Source organism: Sphingomonas sp. LH128 (assembly GCF_000293195.2).
In the GTDB taxonomy this organism is placed as follows: Bacteria; Pseudomonadota; Alphaproteobacteria; order Sphingomonadales; family Sphingomonadaceae; genus Novosphingobium; species Novosphingobium resinovorum_A.
Window position 1 is genome coordinate 1 of sequence record NZ_ALVC01000143.1, and the last position, 11,849, is coordinate 11,849.

Consider the following 11,849-nt stretch of genomic DNA (forward strand, 5'->3'; position numbering starts at 1 on the left):
CTCGCCGCCGAGGACGAACCGCACCCGCTCGCCCTGTTCGACGGGCTGCGCACCGACTTCTCCCTCGCGCGTCTGGCGCACTACACCGGCACCAGCCCGGACCACTGCCAGCGCTTCGTGCTGTTCACCAACTACCACCGCTATGTGGACGAGTTCGTAGACTGGGCGGGCACGCAGGTCGGCTCGGACGGCTATGTCGCGCTTTCGGGCGCGGGTGGGCTGTACCTCGACGCGCCGGTTGAGAACGCCCGCGCACGCCTGTCCGACACCGCATGGCGCCGCCACCAGATGCCCGCCTACCACCTCATCCGCAAGGACGGCTCGGGCATCACGCTGGTCAACATCGGCGTCGGCCCGTCCAACGCCAAGACCATCACCGACCACCTTGCGGTGCTGCGCCCCGAGGCGTGGTTGATGATCGGCCACTGCGGCGGCCTGCGCGAAAGCCAGCGCATCGGCGACTACGTGCTCGCCCATGCCTATCTGCGGGACGACCACGTGCTCGACCCGGTGTTGCCGCCCGAGATCCCGCTGCCCGCCATCGCCGAAGTGCAGCTGGCACTGGCGCAGGCGGCCGAGGTCGTCAGCGGCGAAGGCGGCGCGAACCTCAAGAAGCGGATGCGCACCGGCACCATCGTCACCACCGACGACCGCAACTGGGAACTGCGCTACACCGAGTCCGCCAAGCGCTTCTCGCTGAGCCGCGCGATCGGCATCGACATGGAAAGCGCCACGATCAGCGCGCAGGGCTACCGCTTCCGCGTGCCTTACGGGACGCTGCTGTGCGTCTCGGACAAGCCGCTGCACGGCGAACTCAAGCTGCCGGGCCAGGCCAACCGCTTCTATGAAGAGGCGATCGCCAGCCACCTCAAGATCGGCCTCATCACCTGCGACCTGCTGCGCGAACAGGGTGACCGCCTGCACTCGCGCAAGCTGCGCGCGTTCAACGAGCCGCCGTTCCGGTAAGACACCGCCCTCCGGGCCAGACACGAAGCCGATCGTCGCGACTGCGCGGCGATCGGCTTTTTCGTTGCGCCTTGAGAAAAGCGGCGGACGGGTATTCACCCTTGCGAGATATATTCGTGATCGGCCGCTTAACACGCCAAGAGCCTGCAGAACTTCGCTGCGGACAGCCGCGCAGATGTTCTGGCACGGGGTAATTTTATGCCTGCATTTCGAAACGGTGAGAGGGCCGAACGCAATCTTATTCCGAATGTCATCACAAGCCTTCCAAACGGCCGCAGGACGTTTACTTTCCCGAATAATTTTGCATTCAATATAGAAATTGAGTTCAAAAAACTTATTTTCAATGAAACATATTTGAAATGAATTTCACGTAAATTTCATTATTATTTCTGATATTGAAATAGATGTGATCGATATACAACGACACCAACTCATTATCCGCACGTCGATGATTATATGATGACAGTCTGATGCTTACGGGAGCAGACGCACTCGCCTGCTTCCGGCGTCGAGGATTTCGCACCGCCGGAATCTGCGAAAGGAGCATCAATGACCCCCCACATGAAGCGTTTGCTTCTGGCTTCGACCCTGCTGATGGGCCTGCCTGCGGCAGCGCACGCGCAGGACGAAGCGCCCTCCGCCACGGACGCGGCCGACACCGGCGACGCGATCATCGTCACCGGCTCCCGTCTGCGCAATGCCAATCTCGAGCAGGCCGCGCCGATCATGGCGATGACCGCCACCGAGATGAAGGCGACCGGCCAGGTCAACGTCGAGAACGTCCTGAAGGAAATCCCGCAGCTGGTCCCCGACCAGACCGGCGCCTCGAACAACCCGGGTGACGGCGTCGCCACCGCCAACCTGCGCGGCCTCGGCGCCTCGCGCACGCTGGTGCTGGTCAACGGCCGCCGCTACGTCTCGTACGACACCAACCAGATCGTCGACCTCAACACGATCCCGACCGCCCTGCTGGAGCGCGTCGACGTGGTGACCGGCGGCAAGTCGGCCGTCTACGGTTCGGACGCGGTCACCGGCGTCGTCAACTTCGTGACGAAGCAGGACTACGACGGCATCCAGGCCAACGCCAACTACCGCCTGACCGACGCGGGCGACGGCGCGCAGTACACGGGCGGCATTCTGGCGGGCAAGAACTTCGCGGACGGCCGCGGCAACATCACCGTCTACGGCGAGTACAGCCAGCGCAAGGCGATCACGCAGGCATCGCGCAGCTACACCAAGACGGCCATGACCGACGGCGACGATGGCACCCTCGTCGCGGGTGGCTCCTCGTCGATCCCGGCGACGCGCATGAATCTGGGCGGCACGAACTACAAGTTCGGGCAGGACGGCAGCTATTCGGCCTACGACAGCAGCACCGACGCTTACAACTACGCGACCGAGAACTACCTGCAGGTCCCGCAGAAGCGCGAACTCGTCTTCGCGCAGGCGCACTTCGACGTCAGCGACGCGCTGACGCTCTATGCCGAGGGCCAGTACGTCCACAACCGCGTCAAGAACCAGCTCGCGCCGACCCCGGTGACCGGCAGCTTCTCGATCGACAACGACAGCTCGTTCCTCTCGGCCGACAGCCAGACGCTGCTGCAGGGCTACGACACCGACGGCGACGGCTACACCACCGCCAACATCTACCGCCGCCTGAGCGAGATCGGCGACCGCGTGCAGGTCACCGACAGCAAGGCGGTGCGCGGCCTGATCGGCGCGCGCGGCGACATCGGCCACGACTGGAGCTACGACGTCTACGCCAGCTTCTCGCGCACCCGGCGGACCGAGTACCAGTACGGCAACATCTCGCGCAGCCGTCTGCAGCAGGGCCTGCTGACGACCTATGACGCCGACGGCAACCTCGTCTGCACCGACACCAGCAACGGCTGCGTGCCCGTCAACATCTTCGGCGAGGGCAACATCAGCGACGCGGCGGTCGACTTCCTGTCGATCGACACCGTCAACCGCTCGACCATCACCGAGAAGGTCGTCAGCGGCGCGATCAGCAACAACAACCTGTTCGACCTCGGCGCAGGCCCGGCCGGTTTCGCGTTCGGCGCCGAGTACCGCTCCGAGCACGGCAGCTACAACCCGGACGAACTGCTCTCCTCGGGCGACGTCGTCGGCTTCAACGCCAGCGACGCGACTTCGGGCGGCTACAACGTCAAGGAACTGTTCGCCGAAATCGACGTGCCGCTGATCGCCGACAAGCCCTTCATCCAGCGCCTCGAATTCAACGGCGCGGCCCGCTACTCGTACTACTCGACGGCGGCCAAGTCGGTGGGCACCTTCTCGGCCGGGCTCGTCTACGCGCCGATCAAGGACATCAGCTTCCGTGGCCAGTTCTCCCGCGCGGTGCGTGCGCCGACGGTGAACGACCTCTATAGCGGCAGCTCGCAGAACTTCGAGACTGCGACCGATCCGTGCTCGACGCCGGACGCGACGAGCTACTCCAACCTTTACGCCGCCTGCGTCGCCTCGGGCGTCGCCGCTGCGGACGTGGGGAACGACCAGTACAACGCCGCCGCGACCCAGATCGAAAGCTACAACGGCGGCAACACCAAGCTGCGCGAGGAGACCGCGAACACCTACACCTTCGGTGTCGTGCTCCAGCCGCAGATGATCCCGGGCCTGTCGATCACGGCCGACTACTATCACATCAAGATCGACAACTTCATCACCGCCGTCGGCACCGCCAACCTGCTCACGGCCTGCTACGGCGACGCAGGCAACAACTACACGTCCTACGACAGCAGCACCTGTTCGCTGCTGCCGCGCGACAGCACCGGCACCATCGTCGGCGCCATCGACAACCTGAGCAACACCGGCGGCGTCAAGACCGACGGCATCGACTTCGACGCGCAGTACACCATCCCGCTGGCGTTCGGCCGCAACAACTCCAGCAAGCTGAACCTGCGCGTCGCGGGGTCTTACCTGATGAACTGGACGTTCAGCCCGATGGCCTCGCTGCCCGACCTCGTGGTCGACTGCGCGGGCAAGTTCGGCCTGAGCTGCAGCAACGTCTACGCCAAGTGGCGCCTCAACAGCCGCGCCACTTGGTCGACCGAGGACCTGAGCGTGTCGCTGGCATGGCGCCACCTCTCGGCAGTGGACGACGACACCGGCGGCTATGCGGTCGACCACATCCCGGCCTATAACTACTTCGACCTCAGCGCGAGCGTCGACGTGGCCAAGCGCTTTACCTGGAACATCGGCATGAACAACATGTTCAACAAGAAGCCGCCGGTCCTTGGTGACAACCAGGAGCAGTCGAACACCTATCCGTCGACCTACGACGTCTACGGCCGGACGTTCTTCACCGGCATCACCGTCGACTTCTGATCGAAGGCGCAGGGGCGATGCGAATCGCCCCTGTCCACCGGGAATGGATGCGTCCTTGCGGCACTCGCCGCAGGGGCGCTTCCGCTCGCCTGAATGAAATATTGATGAAATTGCAGGTTCAAGTTCGCCCCATAGCGTCCGGGGCATGCCAAAGCCCTCCCAGACTTCGACTTCAGGTACCGCCGGCACTGCCGGGATCAACCGCCTGATCGCCTCCGCCTTTCGCGTCCGCCTCGTCAGCGACGTGCCCGAAAGGCTGGCCCGATCCCCGCTGCCCTACCGGCCCAACGCCAAGCGGCGCGAGCGCATCACGACCATCCAGCGGCGCGGTGTGCTGTTCATCCATGTGCCCAAGAACGCGGGCACCTCGGTCTGCCACCAGCTCTACGGAACCCAGATCAAGCACGAGACCGTGCGCTACTACGCCAGCGTCGCCCCGCGCGTGCTCGACCTGCCGAGCTTCGCCATCCTGCGCGACCCGGTCTGCCGGTTCCTTTCGGCCTTCGCCTATGCCAGCAACGGCGGCACCCGCGATCGCAAGGTCGCCCGCCCCTTCAACGCGCGCTACCGCGCGTTCGAAACCGTGGACGACGCCATCGACCACCTCGCCACCGCGCGCAGCCCGTTCGACATCGACCACATCTTCCGCCCGCAGTCCTGGTATCTGACCGACGCCAGGGGCGACTGCCGCGTCGAAAACCTGATCCCCTACGAGGAGATCGACAGCCTCGGCGCCATCATGGGGCTGGACGAACTGGGCGCCCTGCCCCGCCTCAACCGCAGCAATAAAGCCGCCGCGCCGATCCGGCTCAATCCCAGCCAGGAAGCCTTCATCGAGGACTTCTACGCCGGGGATTATGCCCTGTGGCGCGGCGCCATGCGGGTCACCAGCCTGAAGTCTCGCCCTTGTTCTGCGCGTCGAGCCACTTCTTGAGCGGCGCGAAGTAGTCCAGCATCGGCTTGGCGCTCATCTGCGGCGAGCCGGTGAACGTCTTGAGCGCCTCGGGCCAGGGCTTCGACATGCCCATCGCCAGCATCGCATTCAGGTTCTCGCCGACCTTCTTGTTGCCGTAGAAGCTGCAGCGGTGCAGCGGCCCCTTCCACCCGGCCTGCTTGCACGCCGCCTGATAGAACTGGAACTGCAGAATCCGCGCGAGGAAGTAGCGGGTGTAAGGCGTGTTGCCCGGAACGTGGAACTTCGCGCCCGCATCGAACCCGTCGTCCGAGCGCGCCGAGGGCGGGGTGATGCCCTGATAGTCGAGGCGCATCTTCGTCCACGCCTTGTTGTAGTCGGCGGGCTGGATCGAGCCGTCGAAGATGCCCCAGCGATAGCGGTCGATCATCAGGCCGAACGGCAGGAACGCGACTTTGTCCATCGCCTGACGCAGCAGCAGGCCGATGTCCTTGTCGGCGCCGGGGACCTTGCTCTTATCGAGCAGGCCGATCTGCACGAGGTACTGCGGCGTGATCGACAGCGCGATGAAGTCGCCGATCGCCTCGTGGAAGCCGTCGTTGGCGCCGTTCAGGTAGAGATATGGCTGCTTGTTGTAGGCGCGCTGGTAATAGTTGTGGCCCAGTTCGTGGTGGATCGTGACGAAGTCCTCGGAATTGACCTTCGTGCACATCTTGATGCGGATGTCGTCCTTGTTGTCGACGTCCCATGCCGAGGCATGGCAGATCACCTCGCGGTCGGCGGGCTTGGTGATTATCGAGCGGGTCCAGAACGTGCCCGGCAGCGGATCGAAGCCCAGCGAGGAATAGAACCCCTCGCCTGCCTTCACCATGTCGAGCGGCTTCTTGCCCTGCGCCTTCAGCAGATCACCGATATCATATCCGAGATCGCCCGCACCCTGCGGCGCGACGAGCGGGTAGACGTTGCCCCATTCCTGCGCCCACATGTTGCCCAGCAGGTCGGCGCGGATCGGCCCCTTGCGCGGCTGCACGGTATCGCCGTACTTCTCGTTCAGCTTGCGGCGCACGTAAGTATGCAGCGCCAGATAGAGCGGCTTGGTCTCCTCCCACAGGCGCTGGGTTTCGGCGGCGAACTGCTCGGGCGTCATGTCGTAGCCCGAACGCCACATCGCGCCGACGTCGGCATAGCCCAGCTCCTTCGCGCCCTGGTTGGCGATGCCGACCATCTGCGCGTAGTCCGCTTTCATCGGCTTGCCGACATTGTCGTGCCACGAGGTCCACATCTCGGCGAATTCGGCCGGGCTATGCTGCAGGTTGCCCATCTCCGCCTCGATGTCCGAGCCGCTGATCGGCTTGCCGTCGAGCGTGCCCTTGCCCTTGCCGTAAGCGGAGGACAGGCGCGTGGTGATCTCGCTCAGCTGCGCCGCCGCTCCGGGCGTGTTGGGCGCGGGCAGGACGATGCCCTGACGCAGGATGCCCAGCTTGCGCGACACGTCCGCATCGAGACCGGAAACCTTCGCAAACTTCGCCGCTTCGACCGCGTACTTCACCTGCTTCTCGGTGAGGTCGCCGTTGGACTTCGCCGCCAGCGCGTCGGTGTCTTCGGTGATGTAGGTGTAATTGACCCAGTTCGCCTGATTGTTGCCCAGCGAGAAGTCGAACAGGTCCTTCTCGGCATCGGCGACGAACTTCGCGGCACCCTCTGCCGTCTGCGGGTAATCCTCCGCATGGGCTGGGACGACGGCGAACGAAAGGCTTGCAGCCAATGCGGCAAGCGCGGTGGAGGCGAATTTCATGGGGGGAACCTCTCTGAACCTTTGAATGGCCGCGAGACTAGTCGCCCCTCGCGCGGGATCAACCGCTGGCGAAGGAATATCCGCGGTCACGAGTGCAGCAATGCATCGCCACCAAGCGATCAAAGGAGTGGCCGGGCACACTGAAGCGAGGTTTTGCGACCATGCTGCGGGCTGCTTCCATCAAGCAAGGGGGACGCTCGCTCCACATGCCGATCCATGTCGTCTACGCCACGCCGGAAGGCCGCTCCCGCATGAAGCCCGTGACCATGGCGGGCGGCCTGTCCTACCTCGACCCGCCGCGCCCCGCGCTGGGCTGGCGCACGGTGATCTGGGAAGGCCCTGCCTTCACCGACAGCTTCCATACCGCGCAGGGCTTCGGCAGCCTCCAGACGATCCTTGAAGGCCGCCTCACCATCACCGTGACGGATGGAGACCTGCGCCGCGTGACCGGCGGCCCCGGCGACGCCTTCGTCTTCGTCGACACGACCGGTGACGGCCATGAGGCCTCCCGCCCGGACGACGCCACCTTGCGTGCGATCAATATCCGCTTCGCAGACGACTGGGCCGCCCTCACCGAAACCTTCGACGGCTGGCCGGAAGAGGCCGTGCCTTTCGCCTGAAACATCCGCACCGTCATTGCGAGCGCAGCGAAGCAACCCAGAGCCGCTCGGTGTTGCCCTGGATTGCTACGCTGTGCTCGCAATGACGATAGGCGCGGTCAGCCCAGAAACCCAGCGATCGCCCTGCCGAGATCCTTGAACGTCACCGACGACATGTGATTGCCCGGCACTTCAGCATAAGTGCCCTGCGGCAGTGCCGCGGCGAGGTCCTGCGCCGAGCCGTTGTCGTGATCGTCCGCGCCGCACACGCACAGCGTCGGCATCGTCACTTGCGCGATGGCGTCGGGCGCGGTGTCGTCCACCGAGCCAAGCAGCAGGCGCGCGGCCACGCGGTCGATCTTCATCGACTTCATGAAAGCCTGCGCCACAAACGCCTTGTCGCCGCGCTCGATGGTCCCGAAGCGGTCGATGGCGTCGACGAAATGCGCGCTGCGCTTCGCCCAGCCCGACAGGCCCGTCAGCCCCATTCCGCCCAGCACCAGCCGCTGCGGCGCCAGCCCCGCCAGCACGCCGCGCACCACCGTCCGCGCGCCAAGCGAAAAGCCGCCGAGGTCGTATTCCGAAAGGCCCAGCGAGCCGATCACCGCCTTGAGATCGCGCACCAGCACGTCGGACGGATAGGCATCCGCATCGTGCGGGCCGTCGCTCTGCCCGTGAGCGCGCAAGTCCGGCATGAACACCTCGAAGCCCGCATCGGCGAGTATCTTGGCATTGCCGAACTTGATCCAGTTCACCTCGGCGCTGGAGAACAGCCCGTGCAGCAGCACCAACGGCCGTCCGCCGGTATCGCCCATGGTGTGCAGGGCGAGCTTCGCCCCGCCGAAACCTTCGACGAAATCGGTCTTCACATCGCTCACAGGCAAACTCGCTTTCCGGTCATTCAGGCGGCTCGAGACCGGCGGCCTTCCATCGGTCCATGACGCCCGCGTTCTCGGCGCTCGTCATGCCGGGCAAGTGCCGCACGTCGGTCCATGCCGTCAACATGCTTTCGGTCGCATAGTTCTGGCTTGGGCGGAACGGCGCGGGATCGTCGAAGCTGCCGACGGTCAGATCGATGTTCTCGCCGTCGAGGAACGCGAAGCCCAGCGGCGTCCCGCAATGCGAACAGAACGGCCGGTGCGCGATCGGCGACGACTGATACCAGTCCGGTTCCGTCTCCCACCGCACGGCCGATTGCGGCGCATTGACGAACGCGATCGACACCCCGCCAGTCGCCCGCTGGCACATGCGGCAATGGCACAAGTATGCCTTGTCGGGCTCGACCTCGGCGGAATAGCGGATGCGGCCGCACTGGCAACCGCCCGTCATTGCCTGCGTCATGACGCCGGCTCGGGCGCCAGCGGCCGGATATCCCCGCCGATGTGCCGCATGAAGTCGGCCTTGCCCAGCGGCACGCCCTTCATCCGCAGGATCGCGTAAGCCGTGGTCAGGTGGAAATAGAGGTTGGGCAGGATCCAATCGTCGAGATAACGCTGCGCGGGCAGTTCCAGATAGACGCCCATCCGCTCCAGCACGATCCGTTTGGCTTCGGGCGTGACGGCCGCGACTTCCGTAGCCAGCAGCGCGATCGTGTCTGCAAGCACCGCGCGGGCTTCTGCCCAGTCGACCACCGGCTGCACTTCGTTGGGCAGGTCCGCGCCCCGGCTCCAGGCGACGAACTGCAGCGGCTGCGTGCAGGTTCCCGCGACCTGCCAGGCCAGCGGATGCATGTCCCCGGCCAGCCGCGCCGCCGCCAGTTCGTCAAACGCGACACCCGCCTCTGCCGCCCATTCCTCGGCCTTGTCGAGCACCGCCGACAGCGTCTCCAGCCGCGCGGCCAGCAGTTCGAGGGCGTTCTTCGTCTCGGCGGCGTCCATGCAATCCTCCATCCCGGTATCAGGTGAAGGTTAGGTGGCTACCGCCGAGCCGATTGCAAGCGCGCCCCTCAGCCCTTCTTGAGGTGGCGGCGGCCCAGCAGTTCCGCGATCTGCACCGCGTTGAGCGCCGCGCCCTTGCGCAAGTTGTCCGACACGCACCACAGCGCCAGGCCGTTGTCCACGGTCGGGTCCTCGCGCACGCGGCTGACGTAGGTAGCGCCGTCACCCACCGCCTCGATCGGAGTGACGTATCCACCGTCCTCGCGCTTGTCGACGAGCATCACGCCCGGCGCCTCGCGCAGGATGTCCTGGGCTTCCTCGGCGCTGATCTCGTTCTCGAACTCGATGTTCAGCGCTTCGGAGTGACCGACGAAGACCGGAACACGCACGCAGGTGGCCTGCACCTTGATCTTGGGGTCGAGAATCTTCTTGGTCTCGACCACCATCTTCCACTCTTCCTTGGTGGAACCGTCGTCGAGGAACACGTCGATGTGCGGGATCACGTTGAAGGCGATCTGCTTGGTGAACTTGCGCGGCACGACCGGGTCGGCGACGAAGATCGCGCGGCTCTGCTCGAACAGTTCGTCCATGCCCGCCTTGCCCGCGCCGGACACCGACTGGTACGTCGCGACGACGACGCGCTTGATCTTCGCCTTGTCGTGCAGCGGCTTGAGCGCGACGACCATCTGCGCAGTCGAGCAGTTGGGGTTGGCGATGATGTTCTTGGCCTTGTACCCGTCGATCGCCTCGGGGTTCACCTCGGGCACGATCAGCGGCACGTCGGGGTCCATGCGGTAGAGCGACGAGTTGTCGATGACCACGCAGCCCTGCGAGGCCGCCTTGGGCGCATAGATCTTCGTCGCGTCCGAACCCGCGGCGAACAGCGCGATGTCCCACCCCGTGAAGTCGAAATGTTCCAGGTTCTTCACCTTGAGCATGCGGCCGGTATCGCCATACTCGACTTCGGTGCCCACAGAGCGCGAGGAAGCCACGGCGGCGATCTCGTCCGCCGGGAATTCGCGCTCGGCAAGGATGTTGAGTACTTCGCGGCCGACATTCCCCGTCGCACCGACGACGGCAACCCGGTAACCCATGGCAAATTCCCTTTAAAGGCGCCCGGGCAAGCGGACGCAGATACGCCGCGCGGGTTACCCGCCCACGCCCCTCAGGGCAAGCTGCGAAGGTTCCGGACGATCCGGCGTCAGGCAAACGCCGCGGTTGCGGAAGGCTCGGACACCTGCGGGCGCAGGAACGGCTGACGCTTCCAGTACGTCAGCGAGCGCCATATCCATTCGAGCGGCCCACTGAGGAAGAACCGCAGCCAGACATTGGCCAAAACCAGCATCACCACATCGATCACCGTCGCCGCTATCGCCAGTTCGGTCCAGCCGAACTTGCCCCACAGCCCCAGCCCCCAGGGCGCGAAGACGAACCACAGCGTGACGATGCTGGTGAGAATGTAGATCGAGAACGCCATCCGCCCCGCCGCCTTGAACGGCGAAAGCACCGTGCGCCCCGCCTGCGTCTTCATCAGCAGGTTGAACAGGCCGACATGCCCCACGGTCACGGCCAGCCGCGCGAACTCACCTGCGATCGTGCCCGGTGTCGGCCAGGGCGTGAACTTGTAGATTTCCACTACGTCCCAGGCCCGAAGGCCGCAGCCGACTCCATATGCGACGATTGCCAGTCCGGCGTAGAACCCCATCGAGCGCCCGCCCTGGATTACCCCCCACTTGAACAGGGCCATGCCGAGACACATCGCCGGCACCGCCTCCAGCACGGTAAAGAACAGGCCATTGCCGTCGCCGAAAACCTTGTTCCAGATGAACCAGGCGAACATCACGTATTGATGCGGCCATCCCGCCCGCGCCTTGCGCTCGGCATCGATGGCGACCTGCGCTTCCTTGCTGGGCGGCTTGGAGAGGTCATGCGCGTCCACCTTCTCCTGCCATTTGTCGAGCGTCTTCTTGTCCTCGCCCGAGAGCTTCACGCCTTCGGCGCGCTTCTTCTGCAGGACTTCGACCTTGTGGATACGCTCAACCCGCTCCTGATAGCCGATCACGCCGCCCCCGCCCGGCCAGCCCACCGCCATGAGCGCGGCGAAAGCCATGCCCATCGCCAGCAGCACCTTGGGCGGGGTCTTTCGAAACGGAAACAGCAACAAGGCGCACAGGCCGTAAGCAAGGAGAATGTCACCCACCCAGCCGATCACGAAGATATCGATCAAGCCGAACAGGACGAGCAGCAGATTGCGGCGATAATAGAGGTCGGCGACCGCCACCGGATCGTCCGGCTTCATCGCCTTGGCCGTGAAGATCAGCACGCCCGCGCCGAACAGCAGTTCGAACAGCCCG

At 64.8% G+C, this 11,849-nt stretch carries 10 protein-coding genes; 4 read left to right on the plus strand and 6 right to left on the minus strand.

The window, feature by feature from the left end:
- From LH128_RS12560 to LH128_RS12570, 3 genes are all read left to right on the plus strand, one after another.
- A partial coding sequence (locus tag LH128_RS12560) for an AMP nucleosidase (protein ID WP_008830013.1) occupies positions 1-966 on the plus strand: 966 nt, incomplete at its 5' end.
- Positions 967-1,527: 561 nt separating this feature from the next.
- Positions 1,528-4,311, plus strand: coding sequence for a TonB-dependent receptor (locus tag LH128_RS12565; RefSeq protein ID WP_008830014.1), 2,784 nt, complete (start codon positions 1,528-1,530; stop codon positions 4,309-4,311).
- Between the two features lie 145 nt (positions 4,312-4,456).
- The gene (locus LH128_RS12570) at positions 4,457-5,245 is read left to right on the plus strand and encodes a sulfotransferase (protein ID WP_008830015.1); all 789 of its coding nucleotides are present in this window, start codon (positions 4,457-4,459) and stop codon (positions 5,243-5,245) included.
- Here the strand turns inward: LH128_RS12570 and LH128_RS12575 are convergent.
- The gene (locus LH128_RS12575) at positions 5,196-7,019 is read right to left on the minus strand and encodes a M2 family metallopeptidase (protein WP_008830016.1); all 1,824 of its coding nucleotides are present in this window, start codon (positions 7,017-7,019) and stop codon (positions 5,196-5,198) included. The two genes, LH128_RS12570 and LH128_RS12575, sit on opposite strands and share 50 nt — an antisense overlap.
- 161 nt (positions 7,020-7,180) lie before the next feature.
- Here LH128_RS12575 and LH128_RS12580 point away from each other — a divergent pair, with 161 nt between their 5' ends.
- Complete coding sequence (locus tag LH128_RS12580; RefSeq protein ID WP_036522612.1) at positions 7,181-7,639, plus strand: hypothetical protein; 459 nt, start codon at positions 7,181-7,183, stop codon at positions 7,637-7,639.
- Between the two features lie 98 nt (positions 7,640-7,737).
- Here the strand turns inward: LH128_RS12580 and LH128_RS12585 are convergent, their stop codons facing one another.
- The 5 genes from LH128_RS12585 to LH128_RS12605 form a co-directional block, all read right to left on the minus strand.
- Entirely contained in the window at positions 7,738-8,496 is a 759-nt protein-coding gene (locus LH128_RS12585) for an alpha/beta fold hydrolase (protein WP_008830018.1), read from the minus strand.
- 19 nt (positions 8,497-8,515) lie between these two features.
- The gene (locus LH128_RS12590) at positions 8,516-8,959 is read right to left on the minus strand and encodes a GFA family protein (protein WP_008830019.1); all 444 of its coding nucleotides are present in this window, start codon (positions 8,957-8,959) and stop codon (positions 8,516-8,518) included.
- Positions 8,956-9,495 carry a DUF1993 domain-containing protein gene (locus tag LH128_RS12595; protein ID WP_008830020.1) on the minus strand — a complete coding sequence of 180 codons (540 nt, stop codon included), beginning with the start codon at positions 9,493-9,495 and terminating at the stop codon, positions 8,956-8,958. The genes LH128_RS12590 and LH128_RS12595 overlap by 4 nt, the downstream gene beginning before the upstream one ends.
- Positions 9,496-9,563: 68 nt before the next feature.
- Positions 9,564-10,589, minus strand: a complete 1,026-nt coding sequence (locus tag LH128_RS12600) for an aspartate-semialdehyde dehydrogenase (RefSeq protein WP_008830021.1) — start codon at positions 10,587-10,589, stop codon at positions 9,564-9,566.
- A 107-nt stretch (positions 10,590-10,696) separates the two neighbouring features.
- Positions 10,697-11,849, minus strand: a 1,153-nt coding sequence (locus LH128_RS12605) for a DUF418 domain-containing protein (protein ID WP_008830022.1), incomplete at its 5' end; no start/stop codon positions are given.

Bases quoted from the DNA above. Each gene is read 5' to 3' on its own strand.
- LH128_RS12565 (WP_008830014.1), top strand. From the start codon at position 1,528: ATGAAGCGTTTGCTTCTGGCTTCGACCCTGCTGATGGGCCTGCCTGCG.
- LH128_RS12570 (WP_008830015.1), top strand. From the start codon at position 4,457: ATGCCAAAGCCCTCCCAGACTTCGACTTCAGGTACCGCCGGCACTGCC.
- LH128_RS12575 (WP_008830016.1), bottom strand. From the start codon at position 7,019: ATGAAATTCGCCTCCACCGCGCTTGCCGCATTGGCTGCAAGCCTTTCG.
- LH128_RS12580 (WP_036522612.1), top strand. From the start codon at position 7,181: ATGCTGCGGGCTGCTTCCATCAAGCAAGGGGGACGCTCGCTCCACATG.
- LH128_RS12590 (WP_008830019.1), bottom strand. From the start codon at position 8,959: ATGACGCAGGCAATGACGGGCGGTTGCCAGTGCGGCCGCATCCGCTAT.
- LH128_RS12595 (WP_008830020.1), bottom strand. From the start codon at position 9,495: ATGGACGCCGCCGAGACGAAGAACGCCCTCGAACTGCTGGCCGCGCGG.
- LH128_RS12600 (WP_008830021.1), bottom strand. From the start codon at position 10,589: ATGGGTTACCGGGTTGCCGTCGTCGGTGCGACGGGGAATGTCGGCCGC.